This is a genomic window from Bacteroides xylanisolvens, from assembly GCF_018289135.1.
Classification (GTDB): domain Bacteria; phylum Bacteroidota; class Bacteroidia; order Bacteroidales; family Bacteroidaceae; genus Bacteroides; species Bacteroides xylanisolvens.
This window is the reverse complement of sequence record NZ_CP072216.1, coordinates 5,244,643-5,266,100: the sequence shown is the minus strand read 5'-3', so window position 1 is coordinate 5,266,100 and position 21,458 is coordinate 5,244,643. Positions and strand designations below refer to the sequence as shown.

General features: G+C 41.8%; 12 protein-coding genes and 1 pseudogene. 2 read left to right on the top strand and 11 right to left on the bottom strand.

Annotated elements, in window-relative coordinates; all coding sequences use genetic code 11:
• Positions 1–43 precede the first annotated feature (43 nt).
• Positions 44–1,195, bottom strand: a complete 1,152-nt coding sequence (locus tag INE92_RS21795; RefSeq protein ID WP_008018700.1) for an ISAs1 family transposase — start codon at positions 1,193–1,195, stop codon at positions 44–46.
• Between the two features lie 419 nt (positions 1,196–1,614).
• Here INE92_RS21795 and INE92_RS21790 point away from each other — a divergent pair, with 419 nt between their 5' ends.
• Positions 1,615–2,907 (top strand): ISAs1 family transposase, encoded by a 1,293-nt coding sequence (locus tag INE92_RS21790; RefSeq protein ID WP_004315317.1) that lies wholly within the window; start codon positions 1,615–1,617, stop codon positions 2,905–2,907.
• 313 nt (positions 2,908–3,220) lie between these two features.
• Positions 3,221–4,564, top strand: coding sequence for a VapE domain-containing protein (locus INE92_RS21785; RefSeq protein WP_195436711.1), 1,344 nt, complete (start codon positions 3,221–3,223; stop codon positions 4,562–4,564).
• 231 nt (positions 4,565–4,795) lie between these two features.
• Here INE92_RS21785 and INE92_RS21780 read toward each other — a convergent pair whose 3' ends face one another.
• The 10 genes and pseudogenes from INE92_RS21780 to INE92_RS21735 form a co-directional block, all read right to left on the bottom strand.
• A complete protein-coding gene (locus INE92_RS21780; protein WP_055279438.1) occupies positions 4,796–5,884 on the bottom strand; it encodes an acyltransferase in 1,089 nt (362 codons plus the stop codon).
• 26 nt (positions 5,885–5,910) lie between these two features.
• Positions 5,911–7,965: a beta-L-arabinofuranosidase domain-containing protein gene (locus INE92_RS21775; protein WP_087322832.1), complete on the bottom strand. Its 2,055-nt coding sequence runs from the start codon at positions 7,963–7,965 to the stop codon at positions 5,911–5,913.
• A 142-nt stretch (positions 7,966–8,107) separates the two neighbouring features.
• On the bottom strand, positions 8,108–9,238 hold the full coding sequence (locus INE92_RS21770) for an aldose epimerase family protein (protein ID WP_195436712.1): 1,131 nt from the start codon (positions 9,236–9,238) through the stop codon (positions 8,108–8,110).
• A gap of 144 nt (positions 9,239–9,382) precedes the next feature.
• Positions 9,383–10,801 (bottom strand): glycoside hydrolase family 125 protein, encoded by a 1,419-nt coding sequence (locus INE92_RS21765; protein ID WP_229097066.1) that lies wholly within the window; start codon positions 10,799–10,801, stop codon positions 9,383–9,385.
• A 47-nt stretch (positions 10,802–10,848) separates the two neighbouring features.
• Complete coding sequence (locus INE92_RS21760; protein WP_004312826.1) at positions 10,849–13,140, bottom strand: GH92 family glycosyl hydrolase; 2,292 nt, start codon at positions 13,138–13,140, stop codon at positions 10,849–10,851.
• Positions 13,141–13,152: 12 nt separating this feature from the next.
• Entirely contained in the window at positions 13,153–15,630 is a 2,478-nt protein-coding gene (locus INE92_RS21755) for a glutaminase domain-containing protein (RefSeq protein WP_195436714.1), read from the bottom strand.
• Positions 15,631–15,685: 55 nt separating this feature from the next.
• Complete coding sequence (locus INE92_RS21750) at positions 15,686–16,945, bottom strand: glycoside hydrolase family 76 protein (RefSeq protein ID WP_195436715.1); 1,260 nt, start codon at positions 16,943–16,945, stop codon at positions 15,686–15,688.
• A 316-nt stretch (positions 16,946–17,261) separates the two neighbouring features.
• Positions 17,262–18,422, bottom strand: coding sequence for a glycoside hydrolase family 76 protein (locus INE92_RS21745; RefSeq protein WP_233476901.1), 1,161 nt, complete (start codon positions 18,420–18,422; stop codon positions 17,262–17,264).
• 108 nt (positions 18,423–18,530) lie between these two features.
• Positions 18,531–19,337 carry a DUF3823 domain-containing protein gene (locus INE92_RS21740; RefSeq protein WP_015532186.1) on the bottom strand — a complete coding sequence of 269 codons (807 nt, stop codon included), beginning with the start codon at positions 19,335–19,337 and terminating at the stop codon, positions 18,531–18,533.
• A gap of 40 nt (positions 19,338–19,377) precedes the next feature.
• A pseudogene (locus tag INE92_RS21735) lies at positions 19,378–21,431 on the bottom strand (RagB/SusD family nutrient uptake outer membrane protein).
• Positions 21,432–21,458: the final 27 nt, after the last annotated feature.

Below are 21,458 nucleotides of genomic sequence, written 5' to 3'. Positions count from 1 at the left end.
ATAGTGAATATATTTCATGTAAAAACTTTACAGGGCAGACGCATTAAAAATTATTGTTCTGTAAAAGTTGTGACAAATATTTTTCATCCCATCCGGCTTTTAGTCTTTTCAGATTCATACTTCCTTTTGTTGTTTTATCCTTCTTTAGTATGGTAAGTGCCATCTTTGTTGCCACCGAAAAGTTTCTGGCTGCATTTTTCACCTTTTTACTGTAGTCTTCTCGAAAGGTAACATCCAATTGCCAATGAAGATTATTCTCAATAGACCAATGCTGTCTGATGGCAGATGCAATCTCCTCCGGTTTGGTATTATCAAGTGAAGTTACATAGTATCTGACCTCTTGAGTATATTCTCCTGTTGCTACTATTGTTCTCTCCGACTTTATCCCTACAATAGACTTCAACCCCACAAGTTTCTTCTTAAACATTTTCTCCATTATAGAACCATAACTGACTACAGTACAGGTTCTTTTCTCAACTCTTCCATGTCCGGTATTTTCCGACACATGCCTGGTGACTCTATTGATTATTTCATCTCTATCCTGATAATCGTCAATAATTTGTTTAGCTAGTTGATAATTTTTTTTCTTATTCTCCTTTATAGCTATAATATAATTTGCATCACGCTCAATAATGGTCTGGGTTATATCTTTCTGGCATCCCATCGCGTCAATTGTAACAATACAACCACTTAGTTCCAAAGAGTTAATCAACAATGGAATAGCTGTGATTTCATTGCTTTTATCATCTACTTTTACCTGACCTAAAGAAATTCCATTAACGGCAGACCAGGCGGAAACCATCCATAATTTGAATCCTTCTTTTCCCGTAGTATGCTCTCCATCACATTGGCTTGGACCACGCATGAGCTTGCCATCTATAGCTACAACGCCTTTCACCTCCTGACAAACTTGTTTTACCCAATTACGAAAGATCAACTCAAAATACTCGGGCTTTATTATACTGAAGAATCTATTAAAAGTATCATGACTAGGGATGAACTCCAGGTCAGGTATGCGACTTTTGAAAAAAGCAATTTTCGCATTGCCAAATTCCTCAATCTCATTCCAAGACTGGGCGCCACAGATTACAGCAGCAATGGATATATAGATAATAGTTTCCATTTTATGTACTTTTTTGCGGTTCATCCTAGGATCTTCTATTTGTTTACAAAGGTCAATTATGCCAATTTTCATGTTAGTTTATGTTTTATAATATCTTATAAAGATAAGGAAAATAATCGACATATACAATAGATAATACACTAATAGTCAATAATATAAAAATAAAATACAAGTTGTAAGATAGTAAAAAATATAATGCGTCGACCCTGAAAAACTTTACAGGGAAAACGCACGAGTGCTAATTGTTTAATAATCAATAGTTCCCTTCTCTTCTCAAAACTTATTTAATGGCAATACTCTTGTATATCTAATAATAAATAAAGTCTTCCTAGTTACTTTTCCTCATATAGACGTGTCACAACTTTACATGGTCATGCCACCTATTGCTTTCATCCTTTTTAATCTTCGGGCTTCTTCAATTGATATATTGATTATTTATATTGTATTCATTCTGGTATTTCATTATCTTCACGTCTAAATAATAAACAGTAATGGATAAGATTGCAAAGGATTTTTTAATAAATGACGAATTGGCACGTCATATGGCTAGTATGTCTGAAGCTATTGATACAATAGACCCACGTGAAAAGAATAAAGTCACTTATTCGGGCAAATTGATAATGCTTGTCACTTTATCGGGTGTTTTTTGTGATTGTCAGAGTTGGAATGATATAGCAGACTTCGCCCGTTATAAGAAAGATTTTCTTAGGAGATTCATACCGGATTTAGAAACTACCCCCTCACATGATACATTACGCCGATTTTTTTGTATCATAAAAACAGAAAGATTAGAGAGTTGTTACAGAGAATGGGCCTGTAATATGAGAGGTGATTCACCGTCCATAGAAGATTGCGACTGGTCGAAAGTTCAAATAGGTGAGGGTAATGATCTTTATACGAATAGACATATAGCTATTGACGGGAAAACGATCTGTGGTGCCATCAATGCTGATAAACTGGTACAAGAGTCGGCGGGTAAAATAACAAAGGAGCAGGCAGCATCAGCCAAACTTCATATTGTCAGTGCCTTTCTTTCTGATATGAGTCTGTCATTAGGGCAGGAACGGGTCTCAATAAAAGAGAATGAAATAGTAGCAATACCCAAATTACTGGACGACATTGATATACGACAAGGAGATGTAGTTACCATCGATGCACTTGGCACCCAAAAGAAGATTGTAGAAAAAATAACAGAGAAACAAGCCGATTATCTTTTAGAGGTGAAAGATAATCATTTAAAACTAAGGGAAAATATCGAAAACGATGCGGAGTACTTGCTAATTTCCGGAAGAGAAAATGATTTTATCAAAAGAGCTGAAGAAACCACAGAAGGTCATGGATTTATGGTGACAAGGACCTGCATATCCTGCTCTGAACCCAGTAGATTAGGGTTCTGTTATCGCGATTGGAAGAATCTTAGGACTTATGGAATAATAAAGACCGAGAAAATAAATATAGCCACAGGGGAAATACAGAATGAGAAACATTGTTTCATCTCTTCATTAGTGAACAATCCAGAGCTTATTCTTAAATATAAGAGAAAGCATTGGGCGGTAGAAAATGGATTGCATTGGCAGTTGGATGTTACATTTAATGAAGATGATGGAAGAAAAATGATGAATTCGGCACAAAACTTTTCCACTTTAACTAAAATGGCATTGACCATTTTGAAGAATTATCAGGATGAAGACAAGAAGACTTCTGTCAATAGGAAAAGGAAGAAGGCTGGATGGAGTGATGAGTATCTAGCTAATTTGATAAACAACTTTATTAAAGCGTTTTAACTCGTGCGTTTTCCCTGAAAAACTTTAAGTTTATCATCAAACCACTACCGTGGTTCATTTAAATCACAGCTGTTATCCAAGTAAATCACTCTTGTCATTTGATTGAACCACGAAAGTGAATCAACAATAACTCTTCGTCAAAGATACGATAAAAAATAGAGAAAAGGACGATAAGAAGCCGACTTCTTCAGGTACGTAGAAATTAATATTTTTTCCGGAGAAATACTTGCAAACCGATATCATCCGATAGTACATTCGCAGTATCAGCGCTGAACAATAAACCGATTTTAATCACTTAAAAATAGAAAAAATAATGAATGCAATAACATTGATATGGAGACAGGTATTGAAGGAACTAAAATTGTTTCAAATGAAGGAGAACAAAGAAGATGCAGTTGAGAAAACAGACAAAGAGCCACAGAAAATGCTAAAATGTCATGAAGATAAATATACCATTCCCCTGCCGGACACTGCACCGCCTACTGGAAGAGAGAAAGAGGCAGAACGAAAACAACCGGTCCGATTAACCCAAGAGGTACGTACATTCCTGCAAAAACAGTATGATTTTCGTTACAACCTATTGACGGAAGAAACGGAATATCGTCCTGCCAACAAGCGTGCCGTTCCTTTCGAACCTGTAAGTAAGCGGGAACTGAACACTTTCTGCATGGAAGCACACGACCAGGGCATATCCTGCTGGGATAAAGACTTGAGCCGTTACATTTATTCCACTTGTATTCCTGAATACCATCCTTTCCGGCTTTACATGGAGGAACTGCCCGGCTGGGATGGGACAGACAGACTGGAAGCTTTGGCGCAGCGTGTCTCTGACAATCAGCTCTGGATAAAAAGCTTCCATACCTGGATGCTGGGACTCACCGCCCAATGGTTAGGCATGACGGGAATACATGCCAACAGCGTAGCCCCCATACTTGTCAGCAGCGAGCAGGGACGACAAAAATCCACATTTTGCAAGGCACTGATGCCGCCGGCATTGTCACGTTATTACATGGACAACCTGAAACTGTCTGCACAAGGAAAACCGGAAAGGTTACTTGCCGAAATGGGACTTCTGAACATGGATGAATTTGACAAGTACGGAACGCAGCAAATGCCATTATTGAAAAATCTGATGCAAATGGCAAACCTGAATATCTGCAAAGCTTATCAAAAGAATTTCCGCAACTTGCCGCGCATCGCTTCTTTCATCGGTACAAGCAACCGTTTTGACTTGCTCACCGATCCCACCGGTAGCCGGCGATTCATCTGCATTGAAGCAGAACATCTGATCGATTGCGAAGGGATCATGCACGATCAGATCTATGCCCAACTGAAAGCTGAACTACTCTCCGGCATCCGCTATTGGTTCACAAAAGAAGAGGAACGGGAACTGCAACGCCACAATGCTGCTTTTTATCATCCGTGCCCGGCAGAGGAAGTCTTTCATGCCTGCTTCCGGATTGCTAAAGATAATGAAGAGGGAAGCGAACGGCTCTCGGCTTCGGACATATTCAGGAGACTGAAGATGTATGACCCCGCTGCCATGCGTGGAAGTAATCCGGCTACGTTCGCGCAAGTTTTGCTTGCGGCAGGGGTCACCCGCAAACATACCAAATATGGGAATGTATATTTGGTGAAACCGATGAAAGCGGCATAAAGCTCCAAACAGAGGGAGGGTTCACCCGTAAAAAACTGGTAAAAAAGTGTTTACAAAGGAGTGAAAGAGGTGAAAAGAGAAAGAGGATATTAAGAGGAAAATAAGCTATAAACAGTAAGATTTTGAATAGAAAATCAGGAATAACTTGGTTATCTATTCAAAATCTTACTGTTTATAGCCTAGGATCATCTGCTTGAAGTCAGTAGTATATGCTACTTTGTTTCCGGATATTTATCCTACTATCCATTTACTGCCCGGTATAAACGAAATGATCTTAGTTGTTACAAAACAACAGATAAACGTAACCACTGCGATACATGGTATAGCGGCAACAGTGGGAAGCGCCAATGTATCTTTGAACACAGTCACCCACAGTCCGAGCCAGAATATGTGCATAAGATACATACCATAGCTAAGTTTCGATGTTTCCGTCACTAACTTGGGAGCTTGCGGACGTTTGATACATGTAAACATAAGGAATGTACCCGTTGTGAGAAGCACACAGTTAATCGTACAGAAAGCCCATCCTATTTCTATTACAGGTGTGGAATGGAGTTCGCCGGGTATAGCCTGCACATAGAATGAATAAATAGTCCATACAGCACCGATCACCATTAAAATAGTTCCTATAATGAAACGTTTGGAACGGTTCCAGGTAAGGTGTACACGAATGTAATGCGCCAGAACAAGATAGCCCAGATAACCGGAGAAGTACCACAACATGTGGTATTCATTCCAGAAACATTGTCCCCACACTTCACCGCACCAACGATTGAGATAAGGCATACAGGTTGACAACACGAACAGCCCTATAAAGAAACGCTCTTCTTTAGCCGTGGCTTTTCTCAACCATGGGGATATAATTGGGATAAACAAATAAAGGCTTATCAGAGGATACATAAACCACAAGTGTCCGGCTAGCGTCGGGAAATTCAGGAATATCCGCGACAAGTCCTTCATAGATGTTTCTCCGTCTATCTGTCCCCACAACATAGGTAGAGTGCTGTACAGTAGCATGAATATGAAAAACGGTGGAAGGATGCGAAGACAACGCTGGCGATAGAATTGCCACATAGACTGCTCTTCCTTCATCGGTGCAAGCAGGAAGGCAGAGACTATCATGAACAGAGGTACTGCCATACGTGAAAAGCCATCGTATACTGATACCCATAGCCGGTCTGCTTCATTCGCTAGAAAAGACTGCGGACCTGCCATATCAGTAGATCCGGGAGCACCATAGAAATTCTCACTGGCATGAACAAGGATGACGAGAAAGCATGCAAACACACGGATGTAATCTAAAAAAACAATACGTTTCATTTATTCTAAGTTTTCTAGTTATTAATTTATTCTTTTGTGTTCGGGAACGCAGAGATTCTCAACCGTGCCGCACCCATAGGAATCAATGTTATTTCTTCTTTATCACCTTTCACCGCATCTTCTTCCGGCAATACGCCACACAGTCCTGTTTCGTCTATCTTCCATTCAGGAACCGGACGACCGATAGCTTTTACTTCTAAAGGTACACTGGTTACTGTGAAAGGATAGTTGTCAGCCGGCCAGGATTTACGGATGACCTTGAAATTTTTCAAAGGTTCTTTCTTATCCAATACCAACGAATAATTCCAGGGGCTATCCGGATAGATTTCAGTAGTAGGCCATTTTTTCGAATCAGCACCTTTCTGCCATTTTGAATCACCGATAGCAGTCTCGCGACTGTCTTTCTCTACATATTTCTCTGCAATCTTAAGAGACAAAGTCAAAGGTCCGTAATCTACGCTTACGCTGTTTTTATTAACCTGCCAGGTACGCATAGACAAAGACATCGGAAGAGTCAATTCCACACGGTCACCATTCGCCCACTCGCGATTGATGCAAAGATATTTTCCCGCTACAGGAGCTGCACTTACCTTCTTGCCATTCACCCGTACTTCCGCCTTTTGAGTCCATGAAGGAATACGAAGATAAAATGGAAAAGCGACCTTTTCACCGGTAGAAACAGTAAAGGCAATAGCTTCTTCAAAAGGATAATTTGTCTCTTCGTGAAGAGTGATTTCCTTGCCGTCACCCACTTTCACTGTAGCTTTGCAAGCTGCATAAATAGCTGTTGCCACTCCGTTGTCGGGAGTTGCCAGTACCAGATGTTCGGTGAAGTAAGGCCAGCCCTGTGCATGATTGTGTTGGCAGCAACGACTGCTGAAAGGATTCATCGAAAGGAACGGGCCACGATTGTCAATGCCCGGATGATGATTCTTCGAATCACTGATGGCATGGTTCGGACAAGTGATATAACGCAATGCTTTAAAATCCGGCATCACGGCAGCCGGATAAGAGTTGAACGCTACTTCTTCACAGTGTTCAGCCCACATGGGATCTCCTGTCATGCAAAGCATGATTTCATCAGAAGCCATTTGTTCTACCAAACCGCAGGTTTCCACTCCCTGTCGGGGATCGATATATCCCAGACGAGCATTTTCGTCCGCACCGAACATACCTCCGGGAACCTGACCAAAAGTACGCCGAATCAGATGATGGACATTATAAGAGGCTTTCAGCATCGCTGAATCTCCGGTCTGCATATAATAAGTGGCAGGTTCACGGAAACATTGGGCGATATTTACATTGTGCCAGTTAGGTAAGGAGGTGGATTTCGTCCAGTCGGCTGTGTTACGGTGAATCTTCTCGGCTAATTCGAGTAGGAAAGCATCCCCAGTATGGTTGTAAAGCCAGTAGATACTGATGATGTTATCACCGCCACGACTTTTCTCCCAATAATCTTCCAGAAGTTGATCATCGGGAACAGTCATCTGCCACTTGAAGTAATTCGTCATCAGGTCAATGACACGCTGATCTTGAGAATATTCATAATAAGATTGCAGACACCAGAGCATAATCATCTGTGCCCAAAGTTCGCGTTTGCCGTTACGTTCATTGACCGGACCGAAATAGCCATCCGGCTGGCGACTGGCAAATACACCTTCAATCCAATATTTGGTTTCTTCAATCATCTTCGGGTCATTCAGGATATATGCCAAATTGCCATACCCTTTGAGCCAGTAAGGGACTTCCTCCCAGCCGTGGTCTCCGCCAGTTGTCAACCAGGCATTATTATCCTTTTCCAGCCAAGCGCTGATTTCTCCCAAGTGTCCGGTCAGACCGTCACGCTGCAACTCCAGATACTTCTTCACCCAGCCTTCAGGCTGAATACTACCTACCGGCAACTTTATAAAATTCAACGGTCGAAGCGGAGCGCGATACCCGATGTAATTGGTATTGACGGACTGTATGTCCGGTCGGTCCACTACCGTCACCGTACCACTAGAAGAAGCAGACGCACAAGCTGTAACCGCCACTCCAAGCACTATCGATGCAAAAAGTCCTTTCGTTTTATTTTTCTTCATTTCGTCTATTCTACTACTTCCGGAAATCATCCTAATTTCCCTATGAGCCCTATCGAGCACCAACAAATTACATTCGAAGCAAAGAACGGATAATCTCTAATCAGACAACCCGTTCTTCAATGGTATGAACTGCCTTTATAACCTATTTATCAACAGAGAATTTGAAGATACATTGGCTTGTATACTTTTCGCCCGGACGAAGTACAGCCGACGGCCATTCCGGTTTGTTCGGAGTATCCGGATATTTCTGTGTTTCGAGACATACGGAAGCACGTTGGTTGTAAGTTATGCCTTTCTTTCCGGTCAGCGAACCATCGAGGAAGTTACCTGCATATACCTGAATACCCGGTTCGTTAGTATAAACGTCGAGTACGATACCAGTCTTCGGTGATTTCAAAGAAGCGCACTTACGGGTTACGTCGCCTTTCGTGTTCAACACCCAGTTGTGATCGTAACCATTGCCATTTTTCAGCTGTACGAAATCATAGTCGTTGATACGTTCGCCTACCGGAGTCAGGGTGCGGAAATCCATCGGAGTTCCTTCTACCGGAACAATCTCGCCAGTTGTCATGAAAGTACTGTCCACCGGAGTATAATAGTCCGCATCCACCATCAACAAATGACCGGAGTTGTTGCCGGCATCGCCTTCAAGATTAAAATAAGAGTGGTTGGTCATATTTACAATCGTCGGTTTGTCTGTTTCCGCTTCGTATTGAATATCGATGGAATTATCGTCCGTCAGTTTCATCAACACTTTACAAGTGATGTTTCCCGGAAAACCTTCTTCACCGTCTTCTGCACGGTAAGTCAACTGCAATTCCTGCGGATTCAACAATGCTGCATCAAACACCCGGTATTGGAATCCTTGCGGTCCGCCGTGCAGACAATGACCGTAGTTATTGCGGGGAAGCTGATATTCTACACCATCCAAAGTGAACTGTCCCTGATTGATACGATTGGCATAACGTCCGATAGTCGCACCGAAATCCGAAGGCTTGCTGATATAGTCCTGAATAGAATCGAAACCGAGAACAACATCACGCATCTGTCCGTCTTTGTCGGGAACCATCACTGAAACAATACGTCCACCGAAGTTCGTGATACAAACTTCCATGTTGTTCTTGTTACGCAGAGTGAACAAATCAGTCTTCTTTCCATCTACTTCTGTCTGGAATTTACTCTGCAATAAACCGGAATCTGTAGCCTTTTCAGCTTTCGGAGTACAAGCTGCCATTAAAAGGGCGGCAACTGCCCATACACATAACTTTTTCATGATACAATTGTTTTTTTTAATATTAGTTTTCAGCTATTCATATTTAGATGCAGACGACACGGATAACGCGTTTTTTCTAATTTTGCATCAGAAAAAGAGCCGCATCATCCGCGTTATCCGCGTTCAATTTACTATGTCAGCATATTACTGTATACTATTCAATAAATCTACCTTTCCTTCATTAACCAGCTTCAAAATCAACTCACCGAAAAGAGTATTCTGCCAGGCAAACCATGCACGGGTAAATTTCTTCGGATTATCCTTATGGAAAGATTCGTGCATAAAGCCGGTGTCAGCATCCGTGTCCATCAACATCTTAATGCAAGTCTTGATTTCAGCATCATTCTGACTTGTGAAGGCTTTCATCATAATACTCATCGGCCACACCATATCGTAACCGATATGCGGTCCGCCGATTCCTTCGCCTGCCTTGCCTTTAAAGAAATAAGGATTGTCCTCACTCCACACAAAACGGCGGGTATTCTGATAAATCGGATCGTTTACATTCACATCACCCAAATAAGGCATCGCAAGCAAACTCGGCACATTGGCATCGTCCATCAGATGATGATTTCCAAAACCATCTACCTCGAATGCATAGATTTTACCATATTTAGGATGGTTATACACCGCATATTTCTTTAAAGCTGTTTCCACCTCCTGCGCCAAGTCCTTACATTCTTTAGACAAAGCTGTCTTCTTGTTTACCTTCTCCAAAATCTCGGCTGCCTTACGCAAAGAAGATACGGCAAAGAAATTGGAAGGAACCAGGAATTGGAGCGTAGTAGCATCGTCCGAAGGACGGAAACTGGAAACAATCAAACCGACTGGTTTCACCGGTGCTCCCAGACCGTCATTGCTCACAGTATCCAGTGCACGTTCCGTCTTACGTTGGAATTTATAAGGACCTACTCCGTCTTTGCGTTGTTGCTCTTTGAATGTTTTCAGTACATTAGTGATTGCCTGAATCCATTCTTCGTTGAATATGCTTGCATCTCCGGTAGTCTTCCAGTAATGATAAGCCAAACGCAACGGATAACACAAGGAGTCTATTTCCCATTTACGTTCGTGCAACTCCGGTTTCATGTCTGTAAGGTCACTCATCCAATGACCGTCAGGAATAGCGCCGTCATTAAAAGCGTTCGCGTACGGATCGATATTGATACATTTGAACTGGCGGAGAATAACACCTGCCAGCATTTCTTTCAGTTCAGGATCCGCATTAGCTAATTGCACATAAGGCCATACCTGTGCACCGGAGTCGCGTAGCCACATGGCGTGAATATCGCCCGTATATACGAACGTATCCGGTTTGCCATCGCTTCCTTTACGGAAATGTACGGTAGTGTCCAGTGTATTCGGGAAACAGTTGGTAAACATCCATGCCAACTTCGCATTCTTCAACAGTTTCTGTACACGGAGAATCTCCTTCTCTACCGCATTAGAACGGAACAAACGATTGGATATTTCCGGGCGGTTATCTTTCTGAATAGCATCCGCCAGACATACATGCATTTCCGTCATACGGTTGGAGGCTTGCAGCTCCCCGCCACAGAGAAGCATACCTGCCAGCATACCTGCGCTAATATATTTGATCTGTTTCTTCATGATTACTTCTTCTTTTTAAATTCGTTAGAGAAAGAATAAGGGAAATCGGACTCTTTGGTACCACGTTGCTGATTGGGTTTCGCATCCATTTTGTAAGAAATGCTAGCGCCATTCAACAGGTCCTGATGGGTCAGATAGTTTTTGGTATATTCTTTACCGTTCAATGTCATTGATGAAATGTAACGCTTGTCGTCTCCGTTATTCGGAGCAGAGATAGTCACCGTCTTTCCGTTTTCCAGATGCAGCTTCATCTCCTTGAAGTAAGGAGTACCCAAGACATATTCATCCGTACCCGGACATACCGGATAGAATCCCATTGCCGAGAATACATACCAGGCAGAAGTCTGGCCGTTGTCCTCATCACCGCAATAACCGTCGGGAGCAGGGGTATAAAGTTTGTCCATCACTTCACGAATCCAATGTTGCGCTTTCCAGGGTTGGCCGGAATAGTTGTACATATAGAGCATGTGTTGAATCGGCTGGTTGCCATGTGCATAGTTGCCCATGTTCATAATCTGCATTTCACGGATTTCATGAATAACGGCTCTATAATAACTTTCATCGAAAATCGGAGGCAGGATAAATACAGAATCCATCATCTGGTTGAATCCGTCTTTACCGCCCATCAAATCGATCAGACCTTGAGGATCGTGGAATACCGACCAGGTATAATGCCAGCTATTACCTTCCGTAAAGGCATCCCCCCACTTCAACGGATTGAACGGAGACTGGAACGTACCGTCTTCATTCTTACCACGCATCAGTTTGTGTTCGGGATCGTAGAGATTCTTATAATTCATTGCACGCTTTGCAAAGATTTCAATCTCTTTTTTCGGTTTCTTCAAGGCTTTACCCAATTGATAGATACACCAGTCATCGTATGCATATTCCAGTGTACGGGCTGCATTCTCGTTAATACCTACATTATAAGGTACATATCCCAATTTATTGTAATACTCATGTCCTAATCGTCCGGTAGAACGAACATTCGGATGCACTGCATTCGCTCCATGTTTCACGGCTTCCCACAATGTCTCGATATCGTATCCTTTCAATCCTTTCAGGTAGGCATCGGCAACTACGGAAGCGGAGTTGTTTCCAACCATGCAACCTCTGTGTCCCGGACTTGCCCATTCCGGCAGGAATCCGCTTTCTTTATAAGTGTTCACCAATCCTTCCTGCATCTTTGTGTTCATGGATGGATACATCAGGTTAAGGAATGGGAAAAGACAACGGAACGTATCCCAGAAACCGGTATCGGTAAACATATATCCCGGAAGTACTTCACCATTATAAGGGCTGTAGTGCATCACGTCTCCTTTAGCATCTATCTCGTAGAAACTTCTGGGGAACAATACCGAACGATACAAACAAGAGTAGAAAGTACGCAAATGGTCGATATCATCGTCTTTCACTTCGATACGTCCCAGAACTTCGTTCCATACCTTGCGGCCTTTCGCAGCAATCTGTTCAATGTTGTCCGTACCCAGCTCTTTCAAGTTCAATTCCGCCTGTTCAGGGCTGATAAAAGAGGAAGCTACACGCACATTTACCTGTTCGCCCTTGCGGGTTTTAAAACCGATCAGTGCACCGGCATGATTGTCTGTCGCTTCCAGTTTGTTGGTGTCAATCACACCACTGGCTACGGCAGCCGTATAAGTAAACGGTTTGTCGAATACCAGTACAAAGTAGTTTTTAAAGTTGGCAGGAACACCACCGCTGTTTTTAGTGGTATAACCGATAATCTTGTTCTCCGAAGGGATTACTTTCACAAACGAGCCTTTATCAAAAGCGTCTACCACTACATAAGAGTGGTCGTTTTCGGGGAAAGTGAAACGGAAAGCAGCCGCTCTCTCTGTCGGAGCAATTTCGGTCACTACATCATGATCGGCGAGATATACTTTGTAATAATAAGGAGTAGCCGTTTCAGCTTTATGAGAGAACCAACTGGCACGCTCATCCTGATTAAATACTGCCTTACCGGTTACCGGCATGATGGCAAATTGACCGTAATCATTGATCCAGGGACTTGGCTGATGGGTTTGTTTGAATCCTCTGATCTTGTCAGCGTCATACGTATAGGCCCATCCATCGCCCATTTTACCAGTCTGCGGAACCCAAAAGTTCATTCCCCAGGGCAGCGCAATGGCAGGGTAAGTATTTCCGGTAGATAATGCGTGCTTTGACTGCGTACCAACCAGCGGACTAACGTAGTCCACCGGTCCGGTAATTGTTTTTGCAGTCATAGCCCATGCACTAAGTAACGTAAAAGCGAATAGAGCTAGTTTCTTCATGGTATTTTTGTTTTATTTAATCAGTTTTCCTTCAAGCATTTTGATATAATATCCACCTACAACGGAACGTGCCTGGAAGCCTCTTTGATTCGGTTCGTCTGTAAATACCCAGTCGGACATCGGAACACGGTTAGGTGTAACGTTCATAAACAGATATACGGGTTCGATAAATTTCTCAAAGGTAGCTTTGTCATTTGCCAATGTAGCTGTCCACATGATCCAGTCGGTCTTTGTGTATGTTTCACGGTTATCCAACGGAAGACCATATTTATTTTGCTTCGAAAGATAGTAAGCTATTTCCGTTTCTGCAACATTTTTAGGGAAGATTTGCAGATTCAACAGTTTATCCCACACCAGGTTATACTTCTGGCTCCATGTTCCCGGTTTGTCAAATGTAAGACGATAGTGGTCACCATCATCAGCCATTTTCACCCATTCGGCAGCCATTTCTTTCGCTTTCTGTGTGTACTTTTCAGCCACATCTTTTTTGCCCAGCATATCTGCCAGATAACCGTATGAAGCAACACCCATGATTGCTTTGATAGAAAGGTTGGCATTGTGTGCAAAGTGACCTGCAAAGTCATCGGTACAAAGTTGGTTGGCCGGATCAAGTCCGTTCTCTACCAGATAGTCTGTCCACGTAGTCAGGGTTTCCCAATGTTTCTGTGCGTAATCTGCATTACCTTCTACCTTTGCAATGGCAGCAGCCAATACCACCATATTACCCGATTCTTCTACCGGCATATCACCGCCATAAGTCTGGCCGTTAGCCAATGGATAAGTACCGACATCATGCGCAGCAAATGGTTTCGCCCATTTTCCGCTTTCGCTATAATAGAAGATATGGTTCATGGTAGCTTTCACCAATTCCGGATTGTAGTATAAAAGCAGCGGAGCTCCCGGATAAGTCAGGTCGACTGTTCCGATGGAACCATTACTGAAGTTCTCCTTAGAAAGGAACACCAAGTCACCGTTCGGAGCCTGTACCAGTTTATGTGCAGCCAATGCCTGACGATAAGCCAATGCACAAAGTTCGGCATATTTACGTCCACCGGCAGCAGTAGCTTCTTCCATCAGTTTCTTGTCGAAAGCAGCGCTGTTCTTCATTTGTGTCTTGTATTCTTTCTCTGCTTTCTGGAATTGGGAAACAATCGTTTCATTGCCCTCACGATTCCAGTAAGGACGCAGGTTATCACCAAAGTATTGGATAGAATAAATATCATCATACCCGATCAACAGATGGCCATCAGCTTTTTGTGTTTCGCCCAATGAACGTACCAAAGCCAGTTTATCATAACCGTTTGTGGTAGGAGCTTCCAGTTTATTGGCTACGAAGTTCTTGCGCAGCTCTCTGCCGTCACCGATTGCAGATGTGCTGTTTTCCTTTTCAGCTGCCAGATAGAAATGTCCCCAGTCGATACGAACATCATCACCCTTTTTCTTCAGAATCTCCTGATTGCGGCTTCCGGTACGAAGGAATAACAAATCGCCGTCAGTAAAGCTGTCGGCAACAGATTCCTGGTGAGATTGGTCGATTGCCCATTGCGGAGATGCTTCGAAATACAACTCTACCTGATGTTTCTTTCCGTCATTGGAGGCTACTTCATAAGAAATATAGTTGACCGGACGTGACAACAAGTCCAGATTATCCATGAACATAGGAGCGGTAAATGTCAGTTTCAAATCTACCGGACCGCAAGTAAATGTATAATAAGTCTGCATAGGTTGTACGTCTACAGAAGTTTGTTGTGCTGTTTGATGGAAAGAACGGTAACCGTCCAATTCTACCAGCAATCCGAAATCCAGCAGTCCGTTTCCTACCCGGTTATGACAATAGCCTGCAATCAGATTCTCACCCGGTTTCAAAGAAGCTACTACTTCTTCCGACAGTTTCACCCGTTCGTTCTTTTTACAAGCATTACCTGTATCTACCACTTTGATGCCGTTGATATAAATAATAGCATCATCGTCATGAGAGAATTCAAGATATACATTCTTTCCTGTCAAGTCCTCCTGAATATCAGCTACCCGGCGTACCCAGATAAATTCTTCACCCCATTGGGTTTTGGCTGTATGTTCATTCTCCATGGTTCCGAAGGCAGCTTCGCCTTCTTTCCAGGCTTTATCATTGAATCCGGCATTCTGCCATCCGTCAGCAGGCTGTTGAGTGGTATACTTTCCTGTCCAGCTACCTTGTTCGGATGTCTTTACCAAAGGACGTAGTTCCAGTTCTTCCGTTCCCATGAAACGGTAGGTTTGTCCGTCTACTTTTGCAACACCAAGTAAAGAGAAATCCTTGCCTGTCCAATGTTTTACAGGACTGTCGTATAGATTGTTCGTAGTAGACCATGCACTAGTATAAGGATCAATTGTCACCAGCGGATATGCCGGAGCACGTAATTCATTCTTCTCGTGCTGTTCTACCTGGGTCTCACAGCTACAAAATACAGAAGCTGTTCCCAGTAACAGCATCATCAGTTGTTGTTTCATAATTTAAATCACCTGTTTATTTAATCTATTTTACGCAAATTCCGTCGTTTTCTATTTATTTCTTAGCCGGAAACAAAAGCATCAATGCCGGTATACCGGAAGCAGAATAACTGTCGATTTCCGCACCTTCCGGCAACTTTTTATAGTATTCGCCTCCACATACGTTCCGTGTCTTATCTCTGTTTGCCCAACCTGTTTTGATGGTACGTTTCAGGAACGGGAGATATTGGGTTTGTCCGCAATCATACACCAACCATGCCATATATTCCGCAAAGATGGCAGTATAGATACCCTGTTCAATACCACCTTCGAAAGGTAGCACTTTATGTTCTGCAGACATATCTTTCACTATATAGTCTGCTGCCAGAATAGCATTGTCCAGATAACGTTTCTCTCCGGTCGCCTTATAAAGCAGTATGGACGCTCCGATAAAGGTTGCCTGATTATAGACATGTGCTTTCCAGGCAGGATTACCATTTCCATGACGGCTATCGGCAATCTTTCCTGTTGCTTTATCCAAGAGATTTTCCACTCCCCATTCATAGATTTCTTTACCTTTGGCAAGATATTGAGCTTTCGTCTGATAATCCGGCCGTTTGTCGGTCGATTCTTTTCTATTTTCAGGTACGTTATTGTAGAGGGTTAATGCTGCAACAACTGTCGGAAAGTTGATACATGCCATCTTTCCATCACCGAATTTATTCGGTTTCGGATTTTGAATGGGTTGCCATTGCCAGAACATACCTCCGTTTTCTTTGTCATACGAACCTGTATCACCCACTTTTTCCGAGCCATACCATACCCGTTTGAAACTGGCTTCCGAGAGTTTCAGATATTCATCCACTCCAAAAAGTTCGTAGCCGCGTGCCAAGCTGATAGTCCACCACATGATGTCATCGTAGATGAACCAACCGGTATTTTCGTTGTTATCATCAAAATCAAACTGACAATATTGCGCTTTGTTCCCTGCGAATATTTTCTCGCAGAGTGTTTTATAATAACTTGTCTTCTTTCTGTCTTTCTGTGCCTTTGCCAGTTTATAGGCATTCATTGCCATATCCCAATAAATAGGCTGACACCAGATAGCCGCTGCTCCATTGCCACGGTCAACAGCACTCGGATAGGACGAATTTGTCTTGTAAATATATTTATTGGAGTCTAGTAGTGTATTATTAAATCCTTCATAAGCTGCCCATACATCTTCGTTCGTATACGCATGCTTCTTCTGGTTTGCTTTTCCTAAATTACCGACTGCCCATGTGGTAGTTGATACTCCCAATAGTAGTGTCAGAGCCAAAAGAATTTTGCCTTTCATGATAGTTTATAAGTTTATAGTATTTTTCCTGTTACAAAGATTGCAGAAATAGCTGAAAAAAAACGATAATATTTATTCAATAAAGAACAAATACAGACCAAAACACTTTTCTACAATAAAAAATGAGACTGTTGAATATCATTTTCCCCTAATAAATTTACTTTGCTTCAAACTAGAAAATCATTTGTACCTTTCAATAAAACACTTAGCAAAGGTACAAATGATTATTATAATGAACCTATTGATTTTCCTCTATGCAGAGATTTATAATCAGTGCTTTTTTATCTCCGGTCTTTTACATTCGGGAAAGTTAGCATTAGTGCAGGAATGCCGGAAGCTGTATAAGAAGACAGGGGGACGTTGATAATGGAACTCGCTCCAAGAACTTATTAGTCAGATTACGTTCCTTGTCACGGTTTTTCCAGCCGAGATTGATGCTGCGTTCTATGTATTCGGTGTATTGGGTTTGCCCGCAATCATTAATTAAAATAGGTATGTATTGGGCTAAGATGGCATTATAAATACCTTTTTCGTCTGTTAATTCTTCTTGAGATGGATTACCTTCCGGCCTTAAAACTTTATTTGCTGTTGACTTCTTTGCTATAATATAATCCATAGCGGCTTTTGCATGATTTAGATAAGTCTGATCTTTTGTCACAAGATAAAGCATGGCGGCAGAGCCCATGCAAGTGGCTTGGTTATAAACAAGCATTGTCCAAGCGGCATCAGCATTTCCATCATGTTTAGAGTCTGCTACTGCACCTGTTACCGGATTGAATAAATTTTCCGAAGCCCATTTATAAACGGTTTTTGCTTTTTCCAGATACTGGGAGTTGTTTGTAGCCTTATATAACTCCATTGCAGCTATGATAGTTGGATAGTTGATGCATGCCATTTTCCCTGTACGACCAAATTTCCAGTCCCAGTACATGCCCCCGCTGTTCGGATCGAACGAACCTTTATCCAAAGGATGTCCTCCTTCTGATTGTGGCTTTCCATTCCATACTCTATAAAAACCATCTTCTGATATTTTCAGGTATTTATCATCTTTGGTCAACAAGTATGCACGTGCTAACGAACCGACCCACCACATCATATCGTCATATAAATCCCAGTGGGAATAATCATACCAATCGAATGTAAACTCATTAGAACATCCCTCGAAATGCTTTTCCATCAGGTCCATATATTTTTTATCACCTGTGAGTTTATAGGCGTTTATCGTCATATCAAACATCATGGCTTGTGTCCAACCTACGGCAATCTCCGATGTTCCACTTCCTGCATCTCTACGATAAACTTGGCGGGAATCTTGGAATAAGTACTCATTAAACGAATCGTATGCTGTAATTACATCACTGTATGTAAATCCTTTATCACCGGAATTGTTGTTTTCATTGGCATCTGAATCGGAACACCCGAATAACATGGCTCCTAATATCCAGCTGAAAACGATGATTATTTTATTTTTATTCATAACTTGTTTTTTATATATGAAATTTATGAAAGAGGTTATCCACGTAAGGATAAGAGGCTAACCTCTTTTCAAAATAGGATTGTTTTAATCTAAATTCTATGCCAATAATTATGGAACTAAGACTTCCATAGGTTCACTGTAATTCCAGCGACGGACACTTTCTGTTTCGTAGTTTATACGGGCAGCTGCTCGTATAAATACTGTTCTGCCTGAAGGTATTGTACCGTTGGATTTGATGGTAACTTCCGTTCCAAAAAGAGGTTCAAAGTCTGCCCCAGTGTACTCTATCTTATTAGACCAACGATCGTCTCGTGCTCTATATCCAACAGTTGAAGAATAACTCACAAATAGTTGTATGTCAGTCATATTTAAAAAGCTGTCTTTATATTCTCCTAGAGGTTCAATTTTTTCTTTGAAGATTTCTTTGCTGACACCTCTCGTTACTTTGACCTTTACCGTAATTTTGCCATTGCTGATTGTCGGTTCACTTACGAATACTATTTTTAAGAAAGGTTCTACTTCAAAACGTACTTTTGTTATGCCTGATATTTCTTTCTCTATCGTTTCATCAGCTAAAGGCACTCCATAGTTATCTTCTCGCACTAGGGGTATGAATGGACCATCAATACGGATATTGTATGTGCCTTTGAATAATTTTGTATGCTGGAATGTGCCATCGGGCATACAATAAAAATCTGGGTTGTGCTGAACATTATCACCCCAACTGAGTTCAGTCAAGCGCACACGAATACCTTCACTGCCTTGGTCGGTCAGCACTTTTTCTCCTGTAGCTACATCTACTACTTCACCTTGCAATGTTTCCGCTGGTTCATCGTAATTGTCAACGCTGAACATGTCACAGGAACCGAAAGTGAACAGTGCACATAATAAGGTACAAAATGTTATCTTTTTCATATTCTATGTTTCTTAATTAGTTTTTTATATCACTTATCTTTTATCGGTTAGGCTGCTGATCGATTAGCGGACTCTTCGTTACTTCTCCACCCGGTATTCCGAAGTAGTAGTCAATAGTACTGTAGTCAGCAGTTCTGTTTGAAGTCCATTGGAAACGAGCGTCAAAGAAGTATTTACCAGCTTGGGTTGAGAAGAAAGGATATAATCCACGGAAACGATAACGGGAATTACTGCTAAACTTATCTTTATCTCTTGTTTCACCCCAAAATCCGCCTCTATTATTGTAATCTTGTACACGCCAACGACGCAAATCCCATTTAGTCTTATGCTCAAAGGCTAATTCTTTACGACGTTCTTTCCGTACGATGTCACGTCCTCCTTCTGTAGCTGTCAGGTTACTTGTCAACAGAGTAGCTCCTGCACGTTCACGGATATCATTTACTGCTTTGGTTGCCAGCTGGAGAAGATTTTCTCCATCAGGAGATGTTACTCCGGCTAAAGATAACTCTATTGCTGCTTCGGCCGCATTGAGCAGAACTTCAGCATAACGCATCAATATAAAAGGTTGAGCTGATTTTCCTTCGCCTGCCGCAAACGATGGATCTGGGTTAGCCATTTACGTCCATAAAATCCGGTTATTGCCGATTCTCCCTGGTCATAGAACGGACCATTTTCTCCGCCTGCAGTCATATCTTTACCGTCATATTTTACAACTTCCTGATTTTCCATCTTAGGACTGAGATATAATGTTTTGGGCTTGCCGGTATATGCATTTAAATCTTGGTAGTGAGTGTCAGCATTGGCAAAAGAGTAATCATTGAAAAAAGGTTTGATTGGAGTTGCTCCAGTATATATTCCCGCTCTGATTTCAATTTCTCTACCTTTAAACATGTCACCGGGGAAGATTACATAGGCACGTAAGCGAGGTTCCGCATTTTTAAAGAAATCCATCGGTGTATTAAACAGCAGATAGTTACCATCGGTGTTGGAAGCACCGTCAGTTACTTTCATTGTTCCGTCAGCATAATGTTCGAAGCCATCAAATAATTCTACAAAATCAAGAGTTGGACACGTTTCAGATGATAGCGGAGCGCGGAATACTAGTGGAGCACTGTAAGCGTCATATCCGTGTGTGATGGTTGGATATATGTATTTTCTTACATATATATTTTCCGGACTAGTCAGATCGCTAAACATATCTACCATATTCTGGTATTGAGCTTCTTTATCGTTTGCTGCCCATTTTTTCTTATAAAGATCATAACCGCCATTTATCATTACTTCACGGGCTGCTTTATAAGCTTCAGTGAAATATTTTTTGGATGCATCTTCCCATTGGCTCTCGTCGAATCCGATAACACGTACGCCTGTTTTGCGTCCTAATCCTGTAAGACGTCCTTGAACTGTTTCATTATATTTAGCAACGGACCCTGCGTATAGCATAGCTTCAGATTTGAATGCTAATGCGATGTATTTACTTGAATAGCCATCCTTTAACGGTTTGTTACTTAATAGTGATATGGCTGTGTCAAAGTCAGATAACACCTGGTTCCATGTCTCTTTCTCCGACGAGCGGGGAACTTCCAGCGTACTTTCGTCAGCCGGATATTGTATCACTCTCGTAACCAGCGGTACACCACCATAGCGCTTTGCCATCGTGTAAAAGACAAAAGCTCTTACGAAATAAGCCTCACCCATATAGTGATTATAAACATTACCAGCAAAGTTTCCTTCGTATTTCGGCAAGTTCTCAATTAAAAAATTGGCATCACGCAACAAAGGAAATGATTTTCCCCAGTATTGAGTATCTTCTCCTGTAAAGCTCTTGCAGATGTTATCTCTGCCTACGGCTTCACCTGTTCCTTCAATACCGAATGCACCTAACCAGGAATTGAAATCAAATCCCCATTTTGCCATATATTTAAAATCTTCGAAAGGTATATTACTGTACATTCGTGCCATATAAATATCCATTCCCGATTCGCTTCCTATTAAGTCTTTATCGGTAATGAGATTCTTGGGAGCAATATCTAGATCATTGCAACCGCTGAATAATAAGATACTAAACAATGATAATATAAATATCTTTTTCATATAGATAATATTTTAAATTATTTTTTT